Origin of the sequence: Rhizobium sp. AC44/96 (assembly GCF_001692185.1) — a bacterium.
Classification (GTDB): domain Bacteria; phylum Pseudomonadota; class Alphaproteobacteria; order Rhizobiales; family Rhizobiaceae; genus Rhizobium.
Genome location: NZ_LXKO01000023.1, coordinates 1 through 25,646 on the forward strand (window position 1 = coordinate 1; position 25,646 = coordinate 25,646).

The 25,646-nt window shown below is 59.8% G+C and carries 27 protein-coding genes and 1 riboswitch; of the genes, 14 read left to right on the top strand and 13 right to left on the bottom strand.

The annotated features are described in order from the left end of the window. The 5 genes from A6U87_RS17390 to A6U87_RS17410 form a co-directional block, all read right to left on the bottom strand. Positions 1 to 1,461: pilus assembly protein TadG-related protein (locus tag A6U87_RS17390; protein WP_065692576.1), on the bottom strand; the 1,461-nt coding region annotated here is incomplete at its 3' end. Positions 1,462 to 1,469: 8 nt separating this feature from the next. Then, positions 1,470 to 1,892: a TadE/TadG family type IV pilus assembly protein gene (locus A6U87_RS17395; RefSeq protein ID WP_065692553.1), complete on the bottom strand. Its 423-nt coding sequence runs from the start codon at positions 1,890 to 1,892 to the stop codon at positions 1,470 to 1,472. 149 nt (positions 1,893 to 2,041) lie between these two features. Then, positions 2,042 to 2,968 carry a hypothetical protein gene (locus A6U87_RS17400; protein WP_065692554.1) on the bottom strand — a complete coding sequence of 309 codons (927 nt, stop codon included), beginning with the start codon at positions 2,966 to 2,968 and terminating at the stop codon, positions 2,042 to 2,044. 124 nt (positions 2,969 to 3,092) lie between these two features. Continuing rightward, a complete protein-coding gene (locus A6U87_RS17405; protein ID WP_065692555.1) occupies positions 3,093 to 3,617 on the bottom strand; it encodes a DUF1003 domain-containing protein in 525 nt (174 codons plus the stop codon). A gap of 87 nt (positions 3,618 to 3,704) precedes the next feature. Next, positions 3,705 to 5,633: an LTA synthase family protein gene (locus A6U87_RS17410; RefSeq protein WP_065692556.1), complete on the bottom strand. Its 1,929-nt coding sequence runs from the start codon at positions 5,631 to 5,633 to the stop codon at positions 3,705 to 3,707. Between the two features lie 227 nt (positions 5,634 to 5,860). On the opposite strand from A6U87_RS17410, the gene A6U87_RS17415 reads away from it, so the two are divergent. Both A6U87_RS17415 and bluB read left to right on the top strand, forming a co-directional pair. Beyond that, positions 5,861 to 6,694 carry a TolB family protein gene (locus A6U87_RS17415; RefSeq protein ID WP_065692557.1) on the top strand — a complete coding sequence of 278 codons (834 nt, stop codon included), beginning with the start codon at positions 5,861 to 5,863 and terminating at the stop codon, positions 6,692 to 6,694. 25 nt (positions 6,695 to 6,719) lie between these two features. Then, positions 6,720 to 6,904, top strand: a riboswitch (cobalamin riboswitch). A gap of 40 nt (positions 6,905 to 6,944) precedes the next feature. Next, entirely contained in the window at positions 6,945 to 7,640 is a 696-nt protein-coding gene (bluB, locus tag A6U87_RS17420) for a 5,6-dimethylbenzimidazole synthase (RefSeq protein WP_065692558.1), read from the top strand. Between the two features lie 3 nt (positions 7,641 to 7,643). On the opposite strand, the gene A6U87_RS17425 is transcribed toward bluB, so the two are convergent. Together A6U87_RS17425 and A6U87_RS17430 are read right to left on the bottom strand one after the other, a co-directional pair. Further along, positions 7,644 to 8,729, bottom strand: coding sequence for a DUF2865 domain-containing protein (locus A6U87_RS17425; protein WP_065692577.1), 1,086 nt, complete (start codon positions 8,727 to 8,729; stop codon positions 7,644 to 7,646). 123 nt (positions 8,730 to 8,852) lie between these two features. Beyond that, complete coding sequence (locus A6U87_RS17430) at positions 8,853 to 11,165, bottom strand: NADP-dependent malic enzyme (RefSeq protein ID WP_065692559.1); 2,313 nt, start codon at positions 11,163 to 11,165, stop codon at positions 8,853 to 8,855. A gap of 214 nt (positions 11,166 to 11,379) precedes the next feature. Here A6U87_RS17430 and A6U87_RS17435 point away from each other — a divergent pair, with 214 nt between their 5' ends. Next, positions 11,380 to 12,204 (top strand): UDP-2,3-diacylglucosamine diphosphatase, encoded by an 825-nt coding sequence (locus tag A6U87_RS17435; protein WP_065692560.1) that lies wholly within the window; start codon positions 11,380 to 11,382, stop codon positions 12,202 to 12,204. Between the two features lie 165 nt (positions 12,205 to 12,369). Continuing rightward, positions 12,370 to 13,590, top strand: coding sequence for an MFS transporter (locus tag A6U87_RS17440; RefSeq protein ID WP_065692561.1), 1,221 nt, complete (start codon positions 12,370 to 12,372; stop codon positions 13,588 to 13,590). On the opposite strand, the gene dgcA is transcribed toward A6U87_RS17440, so the two are convergent. Next, complete coding sequence (gene dgcA / locus A6U87_RS17445; RefSeq protein WP_065692562.1) at positions 13,542 to 14,525, bottom strand: N-acetyl-D-Glu racemase DgcA; 984 nt, start codon at positions 14,523 to 14,525, stop codon at positions 13,542 to 13,544. The two genes, A6U87_RS17440 and dgcA, sit on opposite strands and share 49 nt — an antisense overlap. A gap of 98 nt (positions 14,526 to 14,623) precedes the next feature. On the opposite strand from dgcA, the gene A6U87_RS17450 reads away from it, so the two are divergent. Genes A6U87_RS17450 through A6U87_RS17465 form a run of 4 tightly spaced genes read left to right on the top strand, consistent with a single transcriptional unit; the run spans position 14,624 to position 18,655 of the window. Continuing rightward, positions 14,624 to 15,793 carry an MlaE family lipid ABC transporter permease subunit gene (locus A6U87_RS17450; protein WP_198928723.1) on the top strand — a complete coding sequence of 390 codons (1,170 nt, stop codon included), beginning with the start codon at positions 14,624 to 14,626 and terminating at the stop codon, positions 15,791 to 15,793. Positions 15,794 to 15,802: 9 nt separating this feature from the next. Further along, the gene (locus A6U87_RS17455) at positions 15,803 to 16,648 is read left to right on the top strand and encodes an ABC transporter ATP-binding protein (RefSeq protein ID WP_065692564.1); all 846 of its coding nucleotides are present in this window, start codon (positions 15,803 to 15,805) and stop codon (positions 16,646 to 16,648) included. Positions 16,649 to 16,653: 5 nt separating this feature from the next. Further along, complete coding sequence (locus A6U87_RS17460) at positions 16,654 to 18,024, top strand: MlaD family protein (RefSeq protein WP_065692565.1); 1,371 nt, start codon at positions 16,654 to 16,656, stop codon at positions 18,022 to 18,024. Positions 18,025 to 18,040: 16 nt separating this feature from the next. Next, positions 18,041 to 18,655, top strand: coding sequence for an ABC-type transport auxiliary lipoprotein family protein (locus tag A6U87_RS17465; RefSeq protein ID WP_065692566.1), 615 nt, complete (start codon positions 18,041 to 18,043; stop codon positions 18,653 to 18,655). 88 nt (positions 18,656 to 18,743) lie between these two features. Here the strand turns inward: A6U87_RS17465 and tnpA are convergent, their stop codons facing one another. The 4 genes from tnpA to A6U87_RS17475 form a co-directional block, all read right to left on the bottom strand. Beyond that, positions 18,744 to 19,178 (bottom strand): IS200/IS605 family transposase, encoded by a 435-nt coding sequence (gene tnpA / locus A6U87_RS17470; RefSeq protein WP_065692567.1) that lies wholly within the window; start codon positions 19,176 to 19,178, stop codon positions 18,744 to 18,746. A 190-nt stretch (positions 19,179 to 19,368) separates the two neighbouring features. Further along, on the bottom strand, positions 19,369 to 19,503 hold the full coding sequence (locus A6U87_RS30605; RefSeq protein WP_275078412.1) for a hypothetical protein: 135 nt from the start codon (positions 19,501 to 19,503) through the stop codon (positions 19,369 to 19,371). A 33-nt stretch (positions 19,504 to 19,536) separates the two neighbouring features. Next, positions 19,537 to 19,692 (bottom strand): hypothetical protein, encoded by a 156-nt coding sequence (locus A6U87_RS30185; protein WP_198928724.1) that lies wholly within the window; start codon positions 19,690 to 19,692, stop codon positions 19,537 to 19,539. 90 nt (positions 19,693 to 19,782) lie between these two features. Next, complete coding sequence (locus A6U87_RS17475; protein ID WP_065692568.1) at positions 19,783 to 20,004, bottom strand: hypothetical protein; 222 nt, start codon at positions 20,002 to 20,004, stop codon at positions 19,783 to 19,785. Between the two features lie 178 nt (positions 20,005 to 20,182). On the opposite strand from A6U87_RS17475, the gene coaD reads away from it, so the two are divergent. From coaD to tgt, 5 genes are all read left to right on the top strand, one after another. After that, on the top strand, positions 20,183 to 20,677 hold the full coding sequence (gene coaD / locus A6U87_RS17480; RefSeq protein WP_065692569.1) for a pantetheine-phosphate adenylyltransferase: 495 nt from the start codon (positions 20,183 to 20,185) through the stop codon (positions 20,675 to 20,677). A gap of 29 nt (positions 20,678 to 20,706) precedes the next feature. Continuing rightward, a complete protein-coding gene (locus tag A6U87_RS17485; RefSeq protein ID WP_065692570.1) occupies positions 20,707 to 21,270 on the top strand; it encodes a peptidylprolyl isomerase in 564 nt (187 codons plus the stop codon). A 27-nt stretch (positions 21,271 to 21,297) separates the two neighbouring features. After that, positions 21,298 to 21,807 (top strand): peptidylprolyl isomerase, encoded by a 510-nt coding sequence (locus tag A6U87_RS17490; RefSeq protein WP_065692571.1) that lies wholly within the window; start codon positions 21,298 to 21,300, stop codon positions 21,805 to 21,807. A gap of 86 nt (positions 21,808 to 21,893) precedes the next feature. Next, the gene (queA, locus tag A6U87_RS17495) at positions 21,894 to 22,976 is read left to right on the top strand and encodes a tRNA preQ1(34) S-adenosylmethionine ribosyltransferase-isomerase QueA (RefSeq protein WP_065692572.1); all 1,083 of its coding nucleotides are present in this window, start codon (positions 21,894 to 21,896) and stop codon (positions 22,974 to 22,976) included. Continuing rightward, on the top strand, positions 22,977 to 24,107 hold the full coding sequence (tgt, locus tag A6U87_RS17500; protein WP_065692573.1) for a tRNA guanosine(34) transglycosylase Tgt: 1,131 nt from the start codon (positions 22,977 to 22,979) through the stop codon (positions 24,105 to 24,107). It begins immediately after the preceding gene. Positions 24,108 to 24,181: 74 nt separating this feature from the next. On the opposite strand, the gene A6U87_RS17505 is transcribed toward tgt, so the two are convergent. After that, a complete protein-coding gene (locus A6U87_RS17505; protein ID WP_065692574.1) occupies positions 24,182 to 24,610 on the bottom strand; it encodes a DUF4864 domain-containing protein in 429 nt (142 codons plus the stop codon). Positions 24,611 to 24,858: 248 nt separating this feature from the next. Here A6U87_RS17505 and A6U87_RS17510 point away from each other — a divergent pair, with 248 nt between their 5' ends. Next, positions 24,859 to 25,161, top strand: a complete 303-nt coding sequence (locus tag A6U87_RS17510) for an alkylphosphonate utilization protein (RefSeq protein ID WP_065692575.1) — start codon at positions 24,859 to 24,861, stop codon at positions 25,159 to 25,161. Positions 25,162 to 25,646 lie beyond the last annotated feature (485 nt).

Here is a 25,646-nt window from a genome sequence, read left to right on the forward strand (position 1 = left end):
CTTGGCGGTAATGTCGTTGCTTTGGAAGGTCAGGCGCGTCTTTGCGGTGTTGGTCAAGTTCACATCGGCCATCCCGCTGACCTTCAGGAGTGTGGCGTCGATCAGCGTCGCGGGCGTCACACGCGGCTTGCTGCCGAAGTTCGCCATTGCCGTGGGATCGACATCGCCGAGCGCTATCTCCGCGACCCCGGGTACAACATCGACGCCGATGCTGGCGTTTCTCGGATTGCCACCGAGGCAGCTGAAGGTCGAAAGCTTCGCCTCGGCGTAGGCTGCCTCGACATAAACGGGGACCCGCACCTTGATACCGGCAATCGCCCCGAGTCCGGGAACGCTTGCCTCAATCGCGAGCCGGATCTGAGCCGTCCTTACCGCGGCACCGGTCGCGCCCACGGTATTTGATGTAACACCCGTCGGACGTTCACCGATCGAGAGCTTCAAAGTCACATTGGCCAGCCCCGGCACAGCGCCGGCGAGAGTGACGGCAACCTGGTTTTTCTGGTTGGCCGCGAGCGCCGTCGCAGAGAGTATGTCCATGACACTCGCGTCGACCTGGAGGTGAGACCCGGTGCCGACCAGCCGCTCGCCCATGGGACCCAGGCTCAGGAAGTCCTCCAGCTTGACCTTGAGCTGCGTCTGCCCAAGCCCCTTCTCAATCGACGACAGAGCCTTGGTAACCGTCGTTGAGAGGCCGGGCGTCTTGCCGAGTGTATTCAGCAGGCGAGGGTAGGAGATTTGCGTCGCAAGCAGCTCGTCGTAGTTCGCCGCCGTGAGGTTCAGGTTGGTGGCAAGCAGGTCAAGAAAGGAGAGCAGGTCAACGTCCGTCGATAGCAATGCGTCGTAGTCGGCCGCCTTCAGTGATACCGTGGCTCCAAGCAGGCTACCCAGGAGGGCATTGAGGACGCCGCCGTTGATGCTCGCCAGACGTGAACCGATGGAAAACGCGGCAATCTTGGCAGCCGATGCGGTGCCGACCGCGCTCAAGGTCGGAGGCGTCGCAAAAGTTGCGGCAAAGGTCAGCTCCGCCTTCTGCTGCACTGCAACTTTTACGGCATCGTATGGCTGACTTCCGGCAATGAACCGTTGGCCGGACGAAATGGATGAATCCGCTACATAAACCCCTGGCGTGTACTGGACTACAGCATCGAACTGGCTGAGCTGTTGGTTGCTGAGGAGCTGGCTGCCGTTTGGGGTGGTGTACCCGGCACCGGTTTTCACTGCAACGTTCAGACCGTTTCTCTGAAAGTTAGCAACCAAGTTGGCGGCAGCGTTGTTGATATCGGATGCAGCGACGATCGCGCCGATGTCACTCAGTTGCTGCAGCCGACGCTGCTGCAGCGTCATCATGCCGTAGTCCACCCCAAGCGCCAGACAATAGAGGATCAGCGGTGCGCAAACTGCGGCGGCAACGGCGATATTGCCATCCTTTGAACTTGCAAGGCGCGACAGAGTCATGCTCATTTTTCGGCTCATATGCCACCCATGCGGATCGTCGCGAAGCGGCGTATCTTGCTGTCTGGAAGCGGAAAACTATAGAGATTCCAGATGGGTAATGCGCTGGCATCATATTCCGTGGTGACCGTGAACTGATTGCTGTTCTGCGTGTCGGTCGCGACGGACACATGCAGCTTTGTCCGGTCGATCAACGGATCGTTCAGTGTCGAAATGGTGATGTAGTTGTTGACCAGCTGCGTCCGTTCCTGTTCGGAAAGGCCGGCGACAGCCGTGCGTGCGGCGTCGGCCGTCAACTGCTGCAAGGCGTGCGCCGCGCTTAGATAGATCCCGTAGGCGATCAGCGTCAGGACGACCAGGAGAAATAGGGGGGCGACAATTGCAAACTCGATTGCGGCCGCGCCACGGGTGTTGAAAAGAAGATGCCTCATGCGCTTCATCTGCACTACCCCTTAAGCTAGCTAGAGCTGGGTGAGAACAACCAAAGCGTACATGCAAACATATTAAGTTTGCATTACATAATAAACGTGATGCGTGCATCACAATAAATCATTGCGACCTAATCTGCCGACGTGGGCCACCTTATCGCTCAACTCCTCCGATTGTCGTCGCGTAGCTCGGCGGCCGCCCAATGGATCGATCGGTCGAGTTGGGCGAACTTGAAGGATTGCCAGTAGAAATAGTCTTCGATGAAGGACTGCGACAGCCAGAGCTTGCCGCGGCTGCGGGGTTCGTCCCAGCCGAGCAACCCCACAACCTCCGCCTTCTTGAACATCCGCTTGATGTTCGTCAGCGAGATCGCGAACTCGGTGCAAAGTTCGCTCAAACTGACACCTTCGATATAGATCCGCTCGTGCTCGCGGGCGTCATCGGGCAGGCGGCTGATCAGTTCGTGCAAGATGAGCCCACCGACCTCGGACCAGAGAAAATGACCGATGCTGTCGCGCGGGTCTCTCCAGCCCGGTTCATGGATCAGAGCGGTCGCCGCATGCGGCTGGGCCAGCTGGAAGAGGCGCGGCTCCGCCGCTGTCATCGCCGCGCGGTTTCCGCCGTCCAGACGATCGAGGCAGGACATGTGCCCCAGGAACCAGGACAGCATGGCTTCGTTGCTAACCTCGGTGGTCTCCAGCCGTCGAAGCCGGCGATCAGGGCTTTCGTCAGGAACATCGCGCAGAAACTTGTATGCCAGCAGCTCCGACAGGAAGGATGCCGCCGTGTTCTTGCTCGCCACCTTGAGATCGGTCGCTACCTGCATCAATCGGCTTGCCGTCAGCCCGGACGTCGGATCTGTTCGGTCACGACCTATGTTCATGGCAAACAGTGAGTGCGTCAGCAGCCATTTGCGGTGGGAGGCCACAAGACGCGCGAGGCGTGGTGCCCGCTTGTGGATGCCTATAAGATGCAGGGCGATCTGGCGTTCGACCGACAGGAATGCGGGATGGTAGAGGATTTCGTCACGTGTATGAACCTTCCCGCTTGGAACGGTGCGGGGAATGGTGCGGCAAGTCTCATCCATGTCTGCTCAGCCTGGCGGGTATATCCTCGCCGCTCTCCTCTTACACTTACTGCACTTTTTCAATGGACGATGCGCACGCTCTCTTGCTGATCGCTCGATATAGTTAAATCGCCCCAGGCTCTATTCAGCTCGTCAGGCGTTGCGAAAGCCTGCCAAGCTCTTCGCGCATGGCCGCGATCTCGGTCAGAACCTGCATGTCGATCTTCTGGTGCAGCGACAATACCTCCAGTTCCGCCTTGAGGTTTACCTCGTAATCCTTCGCAGCCTCGAAGCGGTCCCGCTCGGCCTGACGGTTCTGCGACATCATGATGATCGGTGCCTGAATGGCCGCGAGCATCGAGAGCACGAGGTTCAGGAAGATAAACGGATAGGGATCGAATGCTCCGGTCGCGAGCACGATGGTGTTGGCCACGCACCAGACGACGAGAAAAGCCAGAAAGCCGGTGATGAAACCCCAGGAACCACCGACGCGCGCTATGGAATCCGCCAGGCGTTCGCCTAGAGACGCGTTCGCCTGCAAGGCGGCATTGACGTTGGTCGAGATGATCTTGCGCTCATGCGCCTTGGCGAGAACGCGCTTCTCGATATCACTGAGCTCGCCAGTGGACTTATCGAAATGATGGTGTACGAAATCGGATAGATTGTGCATGGATCGACTCCCGATGCATTGTTTTGCTTCGGGGCGAAGTATTCCGTTCTCATGCCAAATTGCAATGCGGTCAGCCCCGCATTGCCGTCACAAGCCGGCGCTGTTCAGCCAGGCATGCTGCGGGAAGAAGCGCTCAAGGGACTGCGCCTTTCCGAACATGATGTCATGCTGGAGATAGCGATAGTCGCGGACCAGCGGATCCAGGTTCTTGGGGTTGAGAACCCAATCGGGCGAAGGGGTGTTGTCGCGGGCGATCAGCTGGTAGCGATCAACAACCGCATACTTCTTCTGAACACGACCCAGGAAGCCGGTGTAATAGGGGTGCTCGTAGCCTGCGAACTTCAAGAGGTGATAAGGCAGCAACGAGGGGCTGATGGTTCCGACATTGGACTTCACGCCCTTCTTGTTGGACCAAATGACGAGCGGTGTCTCGTGCTCCTGCTTCATCACGCTGACGGATGCCTTACGGGTCGCGACCTGATCCGGCATATAGCCAGTATCCATGTAGACGCTGCCGAGTGGCGGCAGATGATCGCCCCAGAGCACGATGATGGTTTCGCGTTCGCGCTTGCTTGCCCAGTCCGTGAGCATCTTGAAGCTGTCGTCAGCCTCCTTCACGCCCTGCGTATAGGTCCCGAGCGTCGCACGATCTGAATCGGTCAGGCCAGCGCCCTGGATGTCGATCGTGTTCTTGCTGTAGCGATTGGGCTCGTAAGGACCATGTCCCTGCAAGGTGACAGCGAAGAAGAAGAAGGGGCGATCCATCCCATCCGCCTCCTGCATGATCTCCTTCATCAGCGCATCGTCGGAGGCAAAAATGCCGCGCTTTTCCATCGCCGGCATCGTTTCCTCGCTACGGAACTCCTCGAAGCCGAAGTCCTTGTAGACCTCGTTGCGGTTCCAGAACCAGCCGCTGAAGGGATGCAGTGCGCGAGCGGCATAGCCTTGCCCACGGAAGAAGGTCGCCAGTGAGGGAATGTCGTTACGGATATACTGCTGATAGGGAATGCTGCCATAGGGCAGGAATGCGTTCGAGAAACCGGTGAGCGCTTCGAACTCGACATTGGCGGTCATGCCGCCGAACTCCGGCGAGAAGACGTAGCCCGACTGGGCAGCGCGGATGTTCGGCATCGGATCGGCCGACAGCTTCAGCGTCTTCAGGCGTGTCGGATCCCAGAAGGACTCGCTCATCACCATGATGACATCCGGCTTTTCGCTCGGGCCGCTGAGATAGCCGTAGTTGCGTGCCGGAATGGCGTCCAGCGCCTGCGGGCCAATGCCTGCGGGTGCGGCGACGTCGGCCATCGGGACGTTGAAGATGAAGGCAAGGATGAACCCGTTGCTGCGGTAATTTTCCTTCTGATCCCACATCATCGGCACGACCTGCAGGCGATCGCGGATCCAGGAGTATTGCGAGTAGTCCATCAGCGAGCCGAACGCGGCGACCACGGGCAGACCGAGGCAAAGACACCTGACGCGCGTCTTGCTCTGCAGCTTTGGGAAATGCCGCCATGCAAAGCGCCAGGCGAAGACCATGCCGGCCAGCGACAACAGGATGCCAATTGCCAGCGCGACCGCCGTGACCGGTCGCTCGCGCACCATGACAGGCAGAAGCTCCATGATCTGCCGACCGAACAGGATATCCGACGGATAGAGAGGATCAGAGAGGTAATGCTGCTTCTGATTGGAAACGAAGGCGGGAACGATCACCAGCGGCAGGACGATCAAGGCGGATAGAAAGCGTCGGCCGAAAGCGGCATCGAGGGTGAGCATCAGCACCGTCAGCATCACCACAGTGGTCATGCCGGGACGGGCTGTTGAGGTGAGGAATGTCCCCACGTCGCCAACGCCGCCGCGTGCGATCATTTCAACCGTAATCGTTGCAAAAAGTGCAATCAGCGCAGAAAGGGCGATCCCCACAGCGCCGCGCGATATGGAGGCACGACCTTCACCCGCGCCAGCGTAGAACGACGCGACACGAGACGCCGCTCCGGACCTTAAAACTTGCGCGATCAACGGTGAAACTCCAATATCATAAAACCTTCACCGAACTGTCACATCTTGGTCATGAACGCTAGATGAACCGTTTTAGTTTCCTGCAGTTCTCGCATTTTGTTGATGCCCGCCGAGCCTGAACGGAAAGGGTATCGCCCTTTCGGGCAATGCAGCCGCCCAGAGTTTTCTTGCGCCCAATCGATCGGTCGCGTAGGTCAGGGACCGGTTTGAGTTTGAGGAGGCTTGGCGTGCGCAGTTCCGTAGAGATCTACAACGTTCGAACGGGCACTGCCCGGATTGTCTGGCAGACCGAAAAGCTTGTCGAAGCACCGAATTTCTCGCCCGACGGGAGCTATCTGCTGCTCAACGGCGACGGGCTGCTCTATCGCCTCGCCCTCGACGGCTCAGGCGACTTCGAGAGATTGGATACCGGCTTCGCCGTCCAGTGCAACAATGATCACGGCATCTCGCCTGATGGAACGCAGATCGTCATCTCGGACAAGACCGAGTTCGGGAAATCGGCGATCTATGTCCTGCCGATCGAAGGCGGCACGCCGCGCCTGGTTACCCAGAACCTTCCGTCTTACTGGCATGGCTGGTCGCCAGACGGGAAGGAACTCGCCTATTGCGGCATCCGCAACGACGTCTTCGATATCTACACGATTTCGGTCGAGGGTGGCGAAGAGCGGCGCCTGACCCAGGGCGAGGGGCGCAATGACGGTCCTGATTACTCCGCCGACGGCCGCTGGATCTACTTCAACTCGAGCCGCACCGGCCTGATGCAGATCTGGCGCATCCACCCGGATGGCACCGGGCTCGAGCAGGTCACGCAGGACAACTACGGCAACTGGTTTGCCCATCCGTCGCCCGATAACGACCGGATTCTGATCCTCTCATACGATCCTGACGTGTTCGACCACCCGCGCGACCTGAATGTCCGGCTGCGGATGATGGACATGGATGGCGGCAATCTGACAACGTTGCTCGAGCTCTTCGGCGGGCAGGGGACGATCAACGTTCCGAACTGGTCACCGAATGGTGACGAGTTCGCGTATGTCCGCTACTTCCCGGTATCGGGTTGAACGATTGCCTTTGTCTTCGTTTCGCGACATAGAACGCGCGTCGGGTGCCCGCCAAGCGGCGGGAGAATCGGGAATTCGGTGAAAGACCGGAACGTGCCCAACGCTGTAAGGCCGACGTCTGCCGCTTGATATGCCACTGGCTTGCGCCGGGAAGGCGCGACAGACGGATGACGCCAAGTCAGAAGACCGGCCCGACAATCATAGACTGACCCGCGTGGACGGCGGGCGGTTGTATTGTTGGGGATTGACGATGCGACCAGACAAATCTGGCTCTCTATCGAGAGCTGGTGCCTTTTCGGCCGACGAACGCGCGGCCGTTTACAAGGCAATCGAAACCAGACGGGATGTTCGATCCCAATTCCTGCCGGACCCGATACCTGACGACGCTGTCAGGCGGCTGCTTGAGGCCGCGCATCACGCGCCTTCGGTCGGCTTCATGCAGCCCTGGAATTTCATCCTGGTGCGCGACCAGGACGTGAGGCTCCGCGTCTGGAAGGCTTTCAATCGCGCCAATATCGAGGCCGCAGAGATGTTCTCCGGCCAGCAACAGGCGACATATCGTGCACTGAAGCTGGAAGGCATCCGGAGTGCACCTCTCGGAATCTGCATCACTTGTGATCCGGACCGATGTGGCGATGTGGTGCTCGGGCGAACACACAATCGGCGCATGGATTCTTATTCCACGGTTTGCGCCGTCCAGAACCTGTGGCTCGCCGCGCGGGCGGAAGGCATCGGTGTTGGCTGGGTCAGCATCTTTCACGAGGCGGAGCTGAAGCAGATACTCGGCGTCCCGGAACGGGTCGAAATCGTGGCCTGGCTCTGTGTCGGCTATGTCGATCAGCTCTATGACCAGCCTGAGCTCGCAGTCAAAGGCTGGCGGCAGCGTGTGCCGCTTTCAGAACTGATCTTCAGCGATGCGTGGGGGCGAACGGAAGACGGTTCGTAAGCGTCACTGCTGTTGCGGCTGGGCGCCCGGGGTCATCGGATGTTTCAAATCTATCGTTTCCTGATCGCCCGCGAGGAACTGCGGGCCGACCTGCCGCACCTTGCCGCTCTGTGGCTCATACGGCCGATCCGGCACGGTAGCCTGCGGGGCAGGCGCGGTAGAGGGGGCAGGCGCCGGCTTCGCGGTCTGGATCGTTGTGATCGAGCCTTTTTGCGGAGGCTCGCTGACTGCCGACTGATTTTTCCGCATGCGTTCGTAATAACCGGGGAGATCGCAGGTGCAGGAAGACTTCTCGCCGGGCTTGCGGTTCTTGTAGGCAAAGGCATTGGGCAGCGCGCTGTAGGGCGCGCCCGATGTCGTCGACGTCATGTTCGACGTCTCGGTGTTCGAAACGTCATGATAGAAGAGTTCGGTATCGATACCAGGGCACATCTTCGAGCAGGTGTCGGCGTCGCGGGCGAAGTCGAATGAGGTCGCATTAGAGCTGATCGGGAAGAACCCGCCATCACAGGTCCGTACGCAGACGGTATTGAGGTCGGAAAGGCCTTGCGTGCCGACGCCACCATAAAACCTGCGGCCTGGGCTCCCTCCGAGCGGAATGAAGGTATCGTTGCGCATCGCCTGATCTTCGACGCTCGGCGGCTCGGCATATCGAGGATCGTCGCTGACAGGCGGTTCCTCGTTGCAGCTATTGGCGTCGAGCGCGGCCATCAGCTCGTTGCGGGTCCGCGTATCCTCACTCTGCGAGCGCAGTTCGTCGCGTCGGTCCTGCAGGTAACGGATATTGTCGGCCATCCTGGCTTCGGCCTGCTCGAGCTCGCTGCAGTAATCCGCATCGTCACCGCCGATGACCACCATGCTTCCTGAAGTGCAGCCGTTGCGCCGCAAGTCGCCTCTCACTTTGCGAAGCTCAAGGTTCTGCTCGGCGATGGCGCTTGCAAAGCGCCGGACTTCCGGGTTGCTGCCGATCACCTGCGGCAGATCGGCAAGCCGTGCGCGCAGCTCACCGCAGATCGGTGCGACTTGCGCGGCAGCGGGCGTCGTCGAGAGGGCTATCAGCAGCGCGAGAGACAGGTTCCGGCGTTTCAAGGCATCGTCCCGCAAATGAGCAAATACCAGTCGGGGCGACGCGTGTCGCCGCCCCTTGTCTTAGCTTGTTTGTCTTAACAAGCTGCCGTCGGAATCCTAAAGCATTTTCTCGGTTTCGGCCACTCAGGCTGGCTGAGAGGCCTCGACCACGGCGAGTGCGGCCATGTTGACCACACCGCGCGAGGTGACCGACGGCGCGAGAATATGAGCCGGCAGCGCGGCACCGAGAAGGATCGGACCGACATGAAGGCCGTCGGTCATCGACTTCACCACACCGAGCGTGATGTTGGCCGCGTCGAGGTTCGGGAACACCAGGAGGTTCGCTTCGTCGTGGAGCGTCGTATCCGGCATGACGCGCTTTCGTAGTGTCTCGGTGATCGCGCTTTCGCCATGCATTTCACCATCGACCTCAAGCGTCGGCGCGCTTTCGCGAACCAGGCTCAGAGCCGCGCGCATCTTCGTCGCGCTTTCGGACTCGCGAGAACCGAAGTTCGAATGGGAGACGAGGGCAACGCGCGGCGTGATGCCGAAACGCTTGATTTCCTCGGCTGCCAGAACCGCCGATTCCGCGACCTCCTCGGCCGTCGGATTGAAGGTGACGTACGTGTCGGTGAAGAAGGTCGCACCGCGCTGCGAAATCAAGAGGCTGAGCGCCGAGAAGTCGCGAACATCCTTCCGCTTGCCAACGATCTGGCGCACGTCGCGCAGGTGTTTCTCATAGCGGCCCTCAAGACCGCAGATCAGCGCATCGGCTTCACCGCGTTTCAGGGCAAGGGCGCCGATCACGGTGGTGTTCGTGCGCACGATGGTGCGGGCGGCTTCGGGGATGACACCGCGGCGGCCGACCAGCGACAGATAGAGATCGACATATTCACGGAAACGCGGATCGTCTTCCGGGTTGATCACGTCGAAATCCGACAGCGGCCGGATGCGTAGGCCGTAGCGCTTCAGACGGGTCTCGATGACCTGCGGACGACCGATGAGGATCGGCTTTGCAATGCCTTCTTCAAGCAGCACCTGGGCAGCGCGCAATACGCGCTCGTCTTCGCCTTCGGAGAAGATCACCCGCTTCCGGTCGGCGTTCTTCGCAGCGGCAAAGATCGGCTTCATGACGAAGCCGGAGCGGAAGACGAAGCGGTTCAACTGGTCGAGGTAAGCATCGAAATCGGTGATCGGGCGCACGGCGACACCGCTCTCTGCCGCAGCCTTGGCGACAGCAGGCGCAATGCGGAGGATGAGGCGCGGATCGAACGGCGAGGGGATCAGATAGTTCGGCCCGAAGATCGGCGTTTCATCGGAATAGGCGCGAGCGGCGACGTCAGACGGTTCTTCGCGGGCAAGGGCTGCGATGGCGCGAACGGCCGCCATCTTCATTTCCTCATTGATCGTGACGGCGCCGCAATCGAGAGCGCCGCGGAAGATGTACGGGAAGCAGAGGACGTTGTTGACTTGGTTCGGGAAGTCCGAACGCCCCGTGCAGATCATCGCATCCGGGCGGGCGGCGCGGGCGAGATCCGGCATGATTTCGGGGTTTGGATTGGCGAGCGCCATGATCAGCGGCTTATCCGCCATCTGTGCCAGCAGCTCCGGCTTCAGCACGCCGGCAGCGGAGAGACCGAGGAAGACATCGGCGCCGCCGATGTTTTCGGCGAGCGTGCGCGTATCGCTCTTCTGCGCGTAGACGCTCTTCCATTCGTCCATCAACTCGACGCGGCCTTCGTAGACGAGGCCTTCGAGATCGTGGACCCAGATGTTCTCGCGCTTCGCGCCGAGCGTGACGAGGAGATTGAGGCAAGCGAGTGCGGCAGCACCGGCGCCGGAGGCGACGATCTTGACCTCTTCGATCTTCTTGCCGGCCAGTTCCAGACCGTTCAGGATAGCCGCGGCAACGATGATGGCGGTACCGTGTTGGTCATCGTGGAAGACCGGGATCTTCATCTTCTCGCGAAGCTGGCGCTCGATCTCGAAACATTCGGGCGCCTTGATATCCTCGAGGTTGATACCGCCGAAGGTGGGCTCCAGCGACGCAACCGTCGAGACCATCTGATCGACGGTCGTGGCATCCACTTCGATATCGAAAACGTCGATGTTGGCGAACTTCTTGAAGAGGACCGCCTTGCCTTCCATCACCGGCTTCGATGCCAGGGGGCCGATATTGCCCAGGCCCAGCACTGCCGTGCCGTTGGAGATGACCGCAACGAGGTTCGAGCGTGAGGTATAATCCGCAGCCGTCTCCGGGTTGTCGCGAATGGCGAGGCAGGGAGCAGCAACGCCGGGCGAATAGGCGAGCGCAAGGTCGCGCTGGTTGCCGAGCGGCTTGGTGGCCTGGATCTCGAGTTTTCCGGGACGGGGGTAGCGGTGGAAGAACAGTGCCTGCTCATCGAGGCTTCCGCCTGCCGTATTCGCTTCCGTCTTGGATTTTTCGTGATGATCCATCGTCGTCTCCGGGCTGTCGCATGCTGTCTTTGGTGGCCTTCAATACATCAAACGCAACCGCTGGACAGTCAAATTTTCGAAAATTGCTCAATTTGAACCATGGTTTCGAGACCTTGGGACCGATGTGCAAAAACCGGCGAGGAGAGGGGATGTCATCTTCCTGAAACACGACTCTGGTTTTCAGAGACATAGATGAACCAGGGACACGGGCAGGATGCTTGTGAAGGATAATATGGATACCCGTCACTTCCGTACGCTCTTTATTTCCGACGTACATCTCGGCTCGAAGGCCGCAAAGGCGGATTTTCTGCTCGATTTCCTTAAATATCACGAGGCCGACACCGTCTATCTCGTCGGCGATATCGTCGATGGCTGGCGCCTGAAGCGCAGCTGGTACTGGCCGCAGGATTGTAACGACGTCGTGCAGAAGCTGCTGCGCAAGGCGCGCAAAGGCACGCGCGTCATCTACATACCCGGCAATCACGACGAATTCCTCCGCGACTTTCCAGGCATGCACTTCGGCGGCATTGAAGTCGCCGAACGGATGATGCACGAGGCAGCCGACGGCAAGAAGTATCTCGTGCTTCACGGCGACGAGTTCGATGTCGTCGTTCGCAACGCGCGGCTGCTCGCTTATCTCGGCGACTGGGCCTACGACATGGCGATCATGATCAATGTCGGCCTTGCCGCCGTTCGCAGACGCCTTGGAATGCCGTACTGGTCGTTCTCCGCCTGGGCCAAGCTGCAGGTTAAGCATGCGGTGAACTTCATCGGCGAGTTCCAGAAGGTCGTTGCCGACGAGGCGCGCAAGCACGACGCCGACGGCGTGATCTGTGGCCACATCCATCATGCTGTCATGGAGGACATGGACGGTATCCGCTACATCAACACCGGCGACTGGGTGGAAAGCTGCACGGCAATCGTCGAACACATGGACGGCACATTCGAATTGATCGAATGGCGCACGATGGCCGACGCTCAACCTGTTACGCTTGCCATCGAACACCAGAAGCCGGAACTCGCGCAGCAGGCCGCGTAGGCAGGCTGCTTCGGCACTTCTCATTTATCGAAGGCACCCTTCGGGCGTTGCGTTCGCGCGACAGCCCCCAATTATTTTTGAAATCGGTTTGGGCGGGCTATTTCTTGCCATAGTCGCCCTTAGGTTGACGTGTTAGGCAACGGTCAGTTTCCTTCAGGTCTACCCATGATTCCCGTTCAAAATCTCTCCAGGGGAGAGGGCGCGCCACCGCGCTTCCGATTGCTAAGCGCGCTGTCCTACTGCGCGCCTCTCCTTGTGAACGGCGTTGCCTTGCCCTTCTTTCCAGTCTGGCTGGCACTTCACAAATTCACCGATCATGAAATCGGCCTTATCCTTGCCGTGCCGATGATCGTGCGCGTGCTGGTCGCACCCATTGTCGCGATGTACGCGGACCGGATGAAGGAGCGTGCGGACGTTCTTGTGTTTTCGGGTGGGCTTTCACTGCTGACGGCGATCGCCCTTTACTGGACGACGACGTTCTGGCCGGTTCTGATCGTTTATACGATCCAGGGCGCCACGTTCTCCCCCTATATCCCGGTGGTAGAGTCGATCGTCATCTCCGGCGTTCGGCGCTGGGGTCTCGATTACGGTTCGATGCGCGTCTGGGGTTCGATTGCCTTCATCATCTCGACGCTGGTCGGCGGCCGGCTGATCGGCCGTTGGGGCGGCGAAATGGTGTTGCCGGTGATGATCTTCGGATTCGTGATGACGATGGTCATGGCGATGTACTGTCCACGGATCGGCCCGACGCGCCGGCGTGGCACGCCTGTCGACATTCCCGCGGCAACCGGCAGTTCGCTGCGCCAGCCGCATCTGCTGGTTCTCCTGATCGGTGTTGCCATCCAGCAGTCCAGCCACGCATTGCTCTATACGTTTGCATCGATCTACTGGCGGGATCTCGGCTTCTCCGGCACCGAGATCGCCGTGCTCTGGAGTGCCGGCGTTGCCGCGGAAGTCACGGTCTTCTTCCTGTCGAGGCGCCTCAGCCGGCGTTTCGATGCCTGGACGCTCATCCGCTTCGGTGCCGGCGTCTGTATCTGTCGCTGGATCCTCTTCCCGCTGCACTGGGGATTTGTCGGCTTCTTCCTGCTGCAATGTCTCCACGCCTTCAGCTTCGCTTTCGTCCACACTGGCGTGCAGCGGAGAATCGTGGCCAGCGTTCAGGAAACGCAGGAATCGTCGGCCCAAGGCGCCTACTTCTTCTACAACGGCATGTTCATGGCGCTGATGACGATCGCATCGGGATACATCTACGCCATTCTCGGTCTTGCCAGCTACTACGTGATGGCCACCGCCGCCCTGCTGGGCCTCGGCCTTATCATTGTTGCCTACTATCTTCAGCCCCAGAGGCTCGCTTCTGGCGGCCAGACGAGCGATGCCGTGTAGCGAAGACCGGGCTCGCGGTCCCGCGCAAGAAGCAGGGGCCCATCGAGATCGACGAACTCCACGTCCTGGGCAAGCAGGACCGCTGGTGCCATCGCAAGCGATGTTCCGACCATGCAGCCCAGCATGATCTTGAAGCCCAGGCGCTGCGCTTCGCGCTTCATCACGAGCGCCTCGGTCAAGCCACCTGTCTTGTCGAGCTTGATGTTGATAGCATCGTAGCGGTCGCGAAGGCTGGCGAGATCGCCGGCGTGATGGACGCTTTCGTCGGCGCAGATCAGGAGCGGATGATCGATCACGGCCAGCATTTCATCCTTGCCCGCGGGAAGGGGCTGTTCCACGAGGGCGACGCCCGCCTCGGCGGATACACGCAGATGATGTTCGAGCATCGCTTCCGGCCAACCTTCATTGGCGTCGAGAATGATAGCGGCATCGGGGGCTGCCGCCCTGACGGCGCGAATTCGGCTCTCGTCGTCGCCAGTGCCGACCTTGACCTTCAACAAGGCGCGGCCAGGGTTTGCGCGGGCCTGCTCGGCCATCACGTCAGGTTCACCAAGCGAAATCGTGTACGCGGTCGTCAGCGGGCGCGGCTCGGACAAACCAAGTATCGTCGCCACAGAGGTTCCCGATTGCTTGGCTCGAAGATCCCAAAGCGCACAGTCGACAGCGTTGCGCGCGGCTCCCGGAGGCATGGCTCGCTGGAGATCGGCGAGCGAAAGCCCTGCCTCCACCAGCGGCTTCGCGGCCTCGATCTGCGCCGCAACACTTTCCATGGTCTCGCCGTAACGACGGTAGGGAACGCACTCGCCCCAGCCGGAAACGCCGTTTTCGGTGACGATGCAGGCAATGACCTCCGCCCAGGTCTTGGCACCGCGCGAGATCGTAAACGTCCCTGCAATGGGGAAGGAGTCTGTTCTAATTTCGAGCGACCGTGGCATATTTGCAATCCTGCACGCATGGAAATCTTGTGTGGCTTCGGTATATTGGACGCGAGCGGCGAACCATTGTTCGCGAGTCGGCAATGTCGCCGTAAGCCTTGAAAGACACAAGCGTTTTGAAATCCGAAAACCGTAACGCCGCCTCACTGCATGTGGACGACCAAGCCAATGGTTCGGGTAAGCACGTCCATCTCGAGGGAAACTGGCGAAGCGCCAACGTCCACCTTGTCCTCAACGATTTCGAGAAGCTTGCAGCGCGCGGCAGCGGGGATGTCACGCTGGATCTATCGGCCGTCACCGACATCGATACCGCCGGTGTCTGGCTGCTTTGCCGGTTGAAGAAACAGGTGGAAGCGGGCGGCGGCAGCGTACGGTTCGAAGGCAGCAATCCTCATATCGACGAGTTGATTGCGTCCTTCTCGGAAGAACCCGCCGAACAGAAGCAGGAGCCTGGCCCCAAGCAATCTCTGGCGCAGCGGGTATTTGCCCCCATCGGCAAGATCACCTACGACATCTGGAACAACCTCGCCGCGGCGATGTACATCCTCGGGTCGGCCGTTCGCGGTGCGCAGATGAAGTTCGGCCGCGGCAGCGGCGTTTCGCCTGCCTCCATCGTCAACCAGATCGACCACATGGGCGTACGCGCCGTGCCGATCATTCTGCTGATGTCCTTCCTCATTGGGGCGATTATCGCCCAGCAGGGGGCCTTCCAGCTTCGGTATTTCGGCGCCGAAGTCTTCGTGGTCGACCTCGTCGGTATTCTGCAGCTACGCGAAATCGGCGTCTTGCTGACGGCCATCATGATCGCGGGCCGCTCGGGCAGCGCGATCACCGCTGAAATCGGTTCGATGAAGATGCGTGAGGAAGTCGACGCGCTGAAGGTCATGGGGCTCAACCCGGTCGGCGTCCTGATTTTCCCGCGCCTCGTTGCGCTCACCGTCGCCCTGCCGCTGCTGACCGTCATTGCCAATTTTGCCTCCCTGTTCGGCGCTGCTGTGGTTGCCTGGGCCTATTCGGGCATCACTTTCGCGAACTTCCTGGCACGCCTGCATGAGGCCATCACGCTGTCGACTGTGCTGTCCGGCATGATCAAGGCGCCGTTCATGGCGCTTGTTATCGGTATCGTTGCGGCCGTCGAAGGCTTAAAAGTGGGTGGTAGTGCTGAGTCGCTCGGTCAGCATGTGACGGCTGCTGTGGTGAAGGCGATCTTCGTGGTCATTCTCATGGACGGGCTTTTTGCCATGTTCTATGCGGCTATCAATTTCTAGGGATCGGACGTGGACGAACAAGTGACGACGACACGAGAAGAGGAGCGGGACATCGTGCTTTCAGCGCGCGACGTCACCGTCGGCTTCGGGTCGAAGATCGTCCTCGACAAGCTGAATCTCGACATCTACCGCGGCGAGATCCTTGGTTTCGTCGGCGCGTCGGGTGCCGGCAAGTCAGTGCTTATGCGCACGGTGTTGCGCCTGCTGCCGCGACAGTCAGGCCAGATCAAGATTCTCGGCCAGGACTTCGATGAACTGAACGAACAGCAGCGCAACTCGCTGGATATGCGTCTCGGCGTTCTCTTTCAGCAGGGCGCGTTGTTCTCGTCGTTGACGGTGAAGGAAAACATCCAGGTGCCGATGCGCGAGTATCTGGACCTTCCGACGTCGCTGATGGACGAGCTCGCGCATCTGAAGATCCGCCTGGTCGGCCTTGCTGCCGACGCCGCCGACAAATACCCGTCGGAGCTCTCGGGCGGCATGATCAAGCGCGCCGCCCTTGCGCGTGCGCTGGCGCTGGATCCGGAACTGGTGTTCCTGGACGAGCCGACATCCGGCCTGGACCCGATCGGTGCTGCCGAGTTCGACGAACTTATCGCCAAGCTTCGCGATACGCTCGGCCTGACCGTCTACATGGTGACCCATGACCTCGACAGCCTGTTTTCGGTTTGCGATCGCATTGCGGTGCTCGGTAAGAAGCGCGTGATGGTGGAGGGGACCGTAGAGGACATGCTGGCCTACGATGATCCGTGGGTTCAGGCCTATTTCAAGGGCAAACGCGCGCGCTCCATCGTGCCGCAGGACAGCCACACCGCCGCCCACGACAGGCCGGCGCAAGATAGCCGCGGGAAATAACCGGAATGGAAACCAAAGCAAATTACACGATTGTCGGCTTTTTCACGGTGCTCGTGATCGCGGCCGCGTTCGGCTTTGTCTACTGGATGGCCGAATACGGTCGGGGCGGCCCGATGGCTGAACTGATCGTACGCATTCCGGGCTCGGCGAACGGGCTCAGCGTCGGCTCTCCGGTGCGTTTCAACGGTATTCAGGTCGGCTCGGTCAAATCGCTTTCGATCGATGCCGACGATCCCCAATTCTCGTTGGCGTTCACCGAAGTACGCGTGGATGCACCAATTTATCCCTCCACAAAGGCCATTCTTGAAATCCAGGGCCTCACAGGCGCGGCCTATATCGAGCTCTCCGGCGGCCGCGTGGGCGACAAGAACATCGTGCAGGAGTCTCTTGCGACCGGGAAGCGCGCGGTGATCGTCGCCGAGCAATCAAGCGTCACGAACCTGCTTGCGACCGCAGACAAGATCCTCGATCGCGCGAATGACGCCGTCGGCCAGGTGCAGGGATTCGTAAAGGATGCACGAGGGCCGCTGACCAAGACCCTGCAGAATGCCGAGACCTTCTCGGACGCACTCGCAAAGAATTCAGGAAACATCGATTCCTTCCTGCAGAGCGTTGGCGATCTGTCCAATACCGTTCGCAAGGTTTCCGGCCGGGTGGATTCCACGCTTGAGGCTGTCGAGGCACTGGTCAAGGCTGTGGACGCCAAGAAGATCGACCATATTCTCGCGAATGCGGAGAAGGTCAGCGACGACGTCGCCAATGCATCCGGCGACCTGAAGGGCGCCATTCAAAAGTTCCAGGAAACGGCTTCGACCTATAACGAGGTCGGCAAGAAGGCCCAGGCAACACTCGACAAGGTCGATACGCTCGTCGGGCAGATCGACCCGGCAAAGGTCAAGGGATCGGTCGACGATATCGCTCAGGCGACAAAGGATGCGCGCGTCGCCGTCGCCTCGATCAAGGATGTGGCGAATACCGTTTCTTCCCACCAGAAGGACATCGACCAGACGATCCAGAACGTGACGCAGATGGCCAGCAAGCTGAACGCCGCTTCGACCCGTGTCGACGGCATCATGGCGAAGCTCGATACATTGCTTGGTTCCGACAGCACACAGTCGCTGTTCACCCAGGCGCGCGATACGCTGGATTCCTTTAAGAAGGTCGCGGACAACCTGAACGCTCGCATCGGCCCGATCGCGGATAATCTGCAGAAATTCTCGAGCGGCGGACTGCGCGACGTACAGTCGCTGATCAACGATACGCGCTCGACCGTTCAGAACTTGAACGACGCGATCAGCAATTTTGACCAAAATCCGCAGCGGCTGATCTTCGGCGGCGACACAGTAAAGCAATTTGACGGCCGGACGCGGCGGTAAGAGGGGAAGTCAGCATATGGCTGTATCGGATTTTTTGGTGCGCCGTTCGTGGCTGTTGAGGACCGCGATCGCCATGCCGCTGCTGGCCGCTGCGCTTGTGGGCTGCGGAACGTCCGCCAAGAACAATACCTATGATCTGTCCGCAACGGCGACCGGCAGCGGGCCATCCGCAAAAGGTCGCCAGATCCTGGTCCAGCTGCCGACGGCGCTCAAGCCGCTGGACAGCGACCAGATCGTGGTCCGGGTGTCTCCGTCAGAGATCCAATATCTGGCCAAGGCGCAGTGGGGCGATAAGCTGCCCCGCATGGTGCAGGCCAAGCTGGTCCAGGCCTACGAGAACTCAGGCAAGCTCACCGGTGTGGGCATTCCGGGGCAGGGGCTTGCGATCGACTATCAGGTCGTAACCGATATCCGTGCGTTCGAGGTGCGTGCCGGCAACGGCAGCCAGGCCGTGGTCGAGATCTCCGCCAAGATCCTCAACGATCGCAATGGTTCCGTGCGCACACAAAAGGTCTTCAGGCAGGCGGTGCCCGCCGGCGGGGGATCAAACGATGGCTACGTGAAGGCGCTCGATCGTGCGTTCTCGGCAGTGGCGAGCCAGATCGTCGACTGGACGCTGCGGTCGATCTAACAGCCAGCGATGCGTAAGTCATGACCTCCACCAGAGGTGGAGGTTTGAAACGCTGCGCTTGAACCGCTAGAAGCGGTTTTGCTATAGGTTAGTAGCTAGTGTTAAACAGGTCGGCAAAGTCGGAAGCTTTGTCGGCCTTTTCTTGATTACGGATATATCGTCTGACGACCTGCTCATCATAGCCAGCCGTAGACACGAAGTACCCACGCGCCCAAAAGTGATAGCCTTTGTAGCGCCGCTTGCGGGCATATTTATTGGCCACGTAAAGGGCTGTTTTGCCCTTCAAGAAGCCGACGATGTGCGACACCGAATACTTCGGTGGGATCGATATCAGCATATGCACATGGTCGGGCATCAAGTGCCCTTCCTCGATCCGGCAGTCCTTTTGTTGAGCAAGCCTGTGCAGCAAGTCACCCAACTCACGGCGCAAGTCCCCGTAAAGTCGTTTGGTTCGGTACTTGCTTGAAAACACCACGTGATATTTGCAGTCCCACGTCGCGTGGGATTGTGATCGCTCATCCATAAAACCTCCGTTCTATGTCTCGGCCAGCATAACGGTCCAAGCACGGAGGTCTCTCAATCACAATGTAGAACACGTCCAGTCCTCCACCGAAGGTGGAGGTTTATTTTGCTTACAACGAAAAACCGGACGAAGAATTCGTCCGGTCATGGCACGTCAAATCTCGTAATCGCTCTTTGATCGAACAGCGCGTCTAGAAGACGCTATGCTTGCTGTTCATCTTCTTGAGGTCTTCGCTTTCGCGGCGCAGGGCAGTGACTGTTGACGCCACGGACACGACAAACATGATGCTGATAAGGGCGGTAAGCACAGTTAAGATCGTGAACATGGGCAAGCCTCCTGGCCGTTGCGCTCACGTCCCTCAGTACTGGCTCATGACGGCGGCGCGTGCCGACGCATAGGGGCCATATACCTTGGACGCATCAACTTTCTGATCGTAAAGCGCGATAGTTGCAGCAACCATACCTGTCATCATTACCATCCAAACTGCATTAATCATGGTAACCTTATTGGGCATATTATCTTCCTTGTGCGGCGTATCGCGTTACGCTTCGGTTGAATGAACGCATCCGTCTGGAAATGGTTCCGTCGGATATTGACTGGTCGTTTACCAAGCCCGATCTGAAGCGACTTTGAATGCCTCGTTCATCTGGCGTTCAGAGAGCTTAATCGGTTTAAATGTCACCTTACCCATCGTTCTGATGATCGCGCGATGCTCGCGGACGTCGGAACGCACCCAATCGGCATCATTGCGGCTCTGCACGTAGGAATAGAGAGATTCCGCAATGAGAGAGAGGAAGACGGCAACCACGACAAGAATGACCAACATGAGACTTTTCCGGGTAGGGCCGCTGCCGGACGGCAACGGTTGATGACGCTGCCTGTTATAAGGATGGGCATCTGAAGCCGCCTTGAACGGCGCATTCATCCATCGTTCAGTTGCGGGCAAATGACTTGCGGGAAGCCATTATCCGTGACAAAAGGCGTCGAAAGAAACGGCCGGGCACATGACGACAGCTTTTTATCCGGGGTCCTTCGACCCGATCACAAACGGACATCTGGATGTGCTCGTTCAGGCGCTGAGCGTCGCCTCGAAGGTTATCGTCGCAATCGGCATTCATCCAGGCAAGACGCCGCTCTTTTCCTATGACGAGAAGGCCGAGCTGATCCGCAGTTCACTGGCTGAAGCACTCCCGGTCAAGGCAGGCGACATTTCCGTCGTTGCCTTCGACAATCTGGTGGTCGACGCGGCACGCGCGCATGGCGCGAGCCTGCTGATCCGAGGCCTCCGGGATGGGACCGATCTCGACTATGAAATGCAGATGGCAGGCATGAACAGACAGATGGCACCTGACATTCAGACCGTCTTTCTGCCGGCAGGAACCGCCTCGCGGCCCATAACGGCCACATTGGTCCGTCAAATCGCAGGCATGGGAGGCGATGTCAGCGCATTTGTGCCGACGGCAGTCTTGAAAGCCCTACAATCCAAGCGCAAATCCTAGGCGACATTTTTCGCCGCAACGGAGCTAACATGAAACTCTTTTATCTCGCATTTGCCGGCGTGCTTTATCTCGCTTCCTTTGCCGGGGACGCCTTTGCGGCCGACACCCTGACGATCCAGCTGAAAAGCGGTCCGGTCGTGATCGAGCTCGCGCCGGACGTTGCGCCGAAGCATGTTGCCCAGATCGAGGCGCTGGCCAAGAAGGGCGCCTACGACAACGTTGCCTTCCACCGCGTCATCGAAGGCTTCATGGCCCAGACGGGCGACGTGCAGTACGGCAACATGGAAAAGGGCTTCGACAAGAACCAGGTTGGCACCGGCGGTTCCGACCTGCCGAACATTCCGGCCGAGTTCTCCAAGAAGCCATTCGTGCGTGGCACGGTCGGCATGGCGCGCTCGCAGGATCCAGATTCTGCAAATTCGCAGTTCTTCATCATGTTCGCTGACGGCTCCTTCCTGAACGGCCAGTACACGGTCGTCGGCAAGGTCGTCTCGGGCATGGAGAACGTCGACAAGATCAAGCGTGGCGAAGGCCAGAACGGTGAAGTCAGCGATCCCGACAGGATGATCAAGGTCACCGTCGGCAAGAAGTAAGTTTCAAGAGAAGTAGGAGAAAAAGAAATGGCCGAGATCAAGGATCCCGAAAACACCATCATCCTGGAAACCACCAAGGGCAAGGTTGTGATCCAGCTGCTGCCGGAAGTGGCGCCTGGTCACGTCGCCCGCATCAAGGAACTCGCGCGCGAGGGTGCTTACGATGGCGTCGTCTTCCACCGCGTCATCAACGACTTCATGGCCCAGACGGGCGACGTGAAGTTCGGCAAGAAGGGCGGCGAGAGCTTCAACCCGGGCCGTGCCGGCATGGGCGGCTCCGAGAAGCCGGACCTGAAGGCCGAATTCTCGGCAATCAGCCACATTCGCGGCACCTGCTCGATGGCGCGTTCGCAGAATCCAAACTCGGCCAACTCGCAGTTCTTCATCTGCTTTACCGATGCTCCTTGGCTGAACAAGCAGTACTCCGTCTGGGGCCAGGTCATCGAAGGCATGGACAACATCGACAAGATCAAAAAGGGCGAACCGGTCGTCGATCCGGACTCGATCGTCTCGATGCGGGTTGCCGCCGACGTCTGATTGTGATGTTTGCTGGAACCCGCCCTTGCGCGAAAGCGCGGGGCGGGTTTCGCTTTGCCTGGACCAGCCTTCCCGGAATTGCCCCGATGCGTGTAGACCTTTTCGATTTCGAGCTGCCTGAGGAGCGGATTGCGCTGCGGCCCGCGGAACCGCGCGACAGCGCGCGCCTGCTCGTCGTCGAACCCAATGGCGAGACGCAGCTTTCCGATCACCGCGTCAGTGACCTGCCGTCGTTCCTGAGGGCGGGGGATGCGCTCGTTTTCAATGATACGAAGGTCATTCCCGCCCAGCTTGAAGGCATTCGCCACCGTGAGGGCGCGGGCGGCCAGCAGGTTTCGGCGACGCTGCACATGCGGGTCGGCGCCAACCGCTGGAAGGCGTTTGCCAAGCCAGGCAAGCGCATCAAGGTTGGCGATAGGATTGCCTTCGGCCATGATGGCGAAAGCTGCCTCCTCGGGGCGCTCGACTGCACCGTGGAGGAAAAAGGCGAGGGCGGCGAGGTGACGCTGGCCTTCGATCTGTCGGGCCCGGCGCTCGATGAAGTCATCCATTCCGTCGGCCATATTCCGCTGCCGCCCTATATCGCCGCCAAGCGCGCCGAGGACGAGCGCGACCGCGCCGATTACCAGACCATCTACGCCCGCGAGGACGGCGCTGTCGCCGCACCCACCGCCGGGCTGCATTTCACGCCCGAGCTCTTCGAAGCGCTCGACAAGGCCGGCATCGAGCGCCATTTCGTGACGCTGCATGTCGGCGCCGGCACTTTCCTGCCGATGAAGGTCGACGATACCGACGATCACAAGATGCATCTCGAAAGCGGCTATGTCAGCGGCGAGACGGCCGCCAAGCTCAATGCCGTGAAGGCGAGGGGCGGGCGGATTATCTGCGTCGGCACCACCTCGCTGCGGCTGATCGAGAGTGCCGCGCAGGATAGCGGCGAGATCCGCGGCTGGGCGGGCGCCACCGGTATCTTCATCACGCCGGGCTACCGCTTCAAGGCGGTCGATGTGCTGATGACCAATTTCCATCTGCCGCGTTCGACGCTGTTCATGCTGGTCTCGGCCTTCGCCGGCCTCGAGACCATGCACGCGGCCTATAACCACGCCATTTCCACAGGCTACCGCTTCTATTCCTATGGCGATTCCAGCCTTCTTTTCCGGAAAGACTAGATGACCGAGAACTTTCAGTTCACCCTCAAGAAGACCGATGGCGGCGCGCGTCTCGGCGAAGTTTCCATGCCGCGTGGCACGATCCGCACGCCGGCCTTCATGCCCGTCGGCACCGTCGGCACCGTCAAGGCGATGTATCTTGACCAGGTGCGCGAGGGCGGCGCTGACATCATTCTCGGCAATACCTACCACCTGATGCTGCGCCCGACGGCTGAGCGCGTTGCGCGGCTTGGCGGGCTGCACAAGCTGATCCGCTGGGATGGGCCGATCCTGACCGATAGCGGCGGCTTCCAGGTCATGTCGCTGTCCGGCTTGCGCAAGCTCGACGAGCAGGGCGTGACCTTCAAGAGCCATGTCGACGGAAGTCTGCACCACATGTCGCCGGAACGGTCGATCGAGATCCAGGGACTGCTGGATTCCGATATCCAGATGCAGCTCGATGAGTGCGTAGCACTTCCGGCCGAGCCGCGTGAGATCGAGCGTGCCATGGAGATGTCGTTGCGCTGGGCCGAGCGCTGCAAGATCGCCTTCGGCAACCAGCCGGGCAAGGCGATGTTCGGCATCGTGCAGGGCGGCGATGTTCCGGCACTGCGTGTGCGTTCCGCCGAGGCGCTCGCGCAGCTCGACCTCAAGGGCTACGCCGTTGGCGGCCTTGCAGTCGGCGAACCGCAGGCTGTCATGCTGAAGATGCTGGAAGAAACCTTGCCGGTTCTACCGACCGAGAAGCCTCGCTATCTCATGGGTGTCGGCACGCCTGAAGACATCCTGCGCTCGGTGGCGCGCGGGATCGACATGTTCGACTGCGTGATGCCGACCCGCTCGGGCCGTCACGGCCTGGCCTTTACCCGCCGCGGCAAGGTGAACATCCGCAATGCCCGTCATGCCGAGGACATGCGCCCGCTCGACGAGCAGTCGAACTGCCCGGCGACGCGCGATTACTCTCGCGCCTATCTGCACCACCTCGTGCGCTCGAACGAGGCGCTCGGCGGCATGCTGCTCTCGTGGAACAATCTCTCCTACTATCAGGAACTGATGCAGGGCATCCGCAAGGCGATCGCCGAAGGACGCTTCGCCGATTTCATGGCGGAGACGGAAGCGGAATGGGCGAGGGGCGATCTCGATCCGGTGTGACGGCCCCGCCTTGCCTCGCGCCAGGCACAGCAGAACGCGCTCCATCAGCAGAGGCTTCTCCGCTGGCTTAGGTCTCAAATGCCTTCGCTATCGGTGCTCGGCACGATCTGGACGGCATTGATCTTGTAGTCTCCATTGGGCTGGCGAGACACCTGGTAGACTGCGGTCCAATCCTTGCCGTCGCGACCGGTGATCAGGACCTCCTGATAGATCACCGCACCGTCGTCGATCGAGCGGCTGCGACCGAACGCATAGTTGCCGGGGTGATAGACAGGCTCGTAGCTCTTCTTGACCATGGCGAAGAAGACGTTCTTGTCGGGATAAAGCTGCTTCAGCCCAGGGGCTGCATAAGAGTAGGCCGCCTCAGCGTCGTCACGCAGAAATGCCCTGATCTGCTCCTCGATCATCGTGCGCGTTGCCTCGATCGGATCTTCGGCGCGAACGGCGGCGATCGATACGAGGGACGCAACGCATAAAACAAGCACTGCGAAAAAAGCGCGCATCGGAATAACTCCAGCTATCTAGCAGAATTGTAGGGCTGTCGACGCGCAGGAAAAGGGGCGGCCTCAAGCATTGTCACGCTTGAAATCACGCGATGGCAATATGCCGGAGGTCGCTGCACCGGTTGCGGTGAAGATCGGACCGTATGAGCGCCGAGGTTTACGCAGACGGTGCCACCCTATAGAGGCACATTATGTTCACCCAGCCTGGGGCTGGATCGTGCATTATCGATACATGAAGGAAGACCGAAATGAGTGACCAGAACGACGACTACATCTATGACGAAGCGACTGGCGAGTGGCGCCCGGCATCAGAGATCGCCGCCGAAAAAGCCAGGGCTGCCGAGGTCCGCGACGCGTCGGGCAATGTCCTTGCCGATGGGGATTCCGTCGTTCTGGTGAAAGACCTGAAGGTCAAGGGTGCTGGGCAGACCTTGAAGCAAGGCACCGTGATACGATCCATCAGATTGACCGACAATCCCGAGGAGATCGATTGCCGCCATGATGCGATCAAGGGGCTTGTCCTGCGGACCGAGTTCGTACGCAAGCGCTGATCGAGTGCCTTGTGCCCGGCCGCATCAAGTCTCTTCGCTATCTGATGTGGGAACGGCACTAGGCGTGAACAACGGGTGCCGCAGCAACTCTCGACGGTTCGACACAGTCAGGCCGTGATCTGCGGTCGGGTGCGATGGGTATGAAGTTGCTGCGCTGCCTTACATGCAAAGCTGCTTGCTGGCGCCGGAAGCGATCGCGCCAGACGCGGTCAGGCTACCGATCACCGGAGACACCAAACGGCCGCTGCCTTCGCTCGATCTTCTTTTCCTCGTGAGTGGCGAGATCGGTGGGCGGCTCAGCCAATCCGATATGACCTTGGCTTGGTCCATCCAGGAGGAGCAAGCTGAAGGGGACGCTAGGTCTTGCATCCGCTTCATCACACACAATGTGGCGGCAAGGTTGAAATGTCCGCCGGTTTGCAAAGTTAAAATGTCACTTTGGTCTGCCGCTCGGCACCACGACCAGCCCCGATCTGACCGGCTGA

Coding starts and splice junctions, on each gene's coding strand:
- A6U87_RS17490 (WP_065692571.1), top strand. CDS start 21,298: ATGGCCGAGATCAAGGATCCCGAAAACACCATCATCCTGGAAACCACC.
- A6U87_RS17510 (WP_065692575.1), top strand. CDS start 24,859: ATGAGTGACCAGAACGACGACTACATCTATGACGAAGCGACTGGCGAG.
- queA (WP_065692572.1), top strand. CDS start 21,894: ATGCGTGTAGACCTTTTCGATTTCGAGCTGCCTGAGGAGCGGATTGCG.
- A6U87_RS17430 (WP_065692559.1), bottom strand. CDS start 11,165: ATGGATCATCACGAAAAATCCAAGACGGAAGCGAATACGGCAGGCGGA.
- A6U87_RS17460 (WP_065692565.1), top strand. CDS start 16,654: ATGGAAACCAAAGCAAATTACACGATTGTCGGCTTTTTCACGGTGCTC.
- A6U87_RS30605 (WP_275078412.1), bottom strand. CDS start 19,503: ATGTTCACGATCTTAACTGTGCTTACCGCCCTTATCAGCATCATGTTT.
- tnpA (WP_065692567.1), bottom strand. CDS start 19,178: ATGGATGAGCGATCACAATCCCACGCGACGTGGGACTGCAAATATCAC.
- dgcA (WP_065692562.1), bottom strand. CDS start 14,525: ATGCCACGGTCGCTCGAAATTAGAACAGACTCCTTCCCCATTGCAGGG.
- A6U87_RS17400 (WP_065692554.1), bottom strand. CDS start 2,968: ATGGATGAGACTTGCCGCACCATTCCCCGCACCGTTCCAAGCGGGAAG.
- bluB (WP_065692558.1), top strand. CDS start 6,945: ATGCGACCAGACAAATCTGGCTCTCTATCGAGAGCTGGTGCCTTTTCG.
- A6U87_RS30185 (WP_198928724.1), bottom strand. CDS start 19,692: ATGCCCAATAAGGTTACCATGATTAATGCAGTTTGGATGGTAATGATG.
- coaD (WP_065692569.1), top strand. CDS start 20,183: ATGACGACAGCTTTTTATCCGGGGTCCTTCGACCCGATCACAAACGGA.
- A6U87_RS17435 (WP_065692560.1), top strand. CDS start 11,380: ATGCTTGTGAAGGATAATATGGATACCCGTCACTTCCGTACGCTCTTT.
- A6U87_RS17465 (WP_065692566.1), top strand. CDS start 18,041: ATGGCTGTATCGGATTTTTTGGTGCGCCGTTCGTGGCTGTTGAGGACC.
- A6U87_RS17485 (WP_065692570.1), top strand. CDS start 20,707: ATGAAACTCTTTTATCTCGCATTTGCCGGCGTGCTTTATCTCGCTTCC.
- tgt (WP_065692573.1), top strand. CDS start 22,977: ATGACCGAGAACTTTCAGTTCACCCTCAAGAAGACCGATGGCGGCGCG.
- A6U87_RS17395 (WP_065692553.1), bottom strand. CDS start 1,892: ATGAAGCGCATGAGGCATCTTCTTTTCAACACCCGTGGCGCGGCCGCA.
- A6U87_RS17505 (WP_065692574.1), bottom strand. CDS start 24,610: ATGCGCGCTTTTTTCGCAGTGCTTGTTTTATGCGTTGCGTCCCTCGTA.
- A6U87_RS17405 (WP_065692555.1), bottom strand. CDS start 3,617: ATGCACAATCTATCCGATTTCGTACACCATCATTTCGATAAGTCCACT.
- A6U87_RS17440 (WP_065692561.1), top strand. CDS start 12,370: ATGATTCCCGTTCAAAATCTCTCCAGGGGAGAGGGCGCGCCACCGCGC.
- A6U87_RS17475 (WP_065692568.1), bottom strand. CDS start 20,004: ATGTTGGTCATTCTTGTCGTGGTTGCCGTCTTCCTCTCTCTCATTGCG.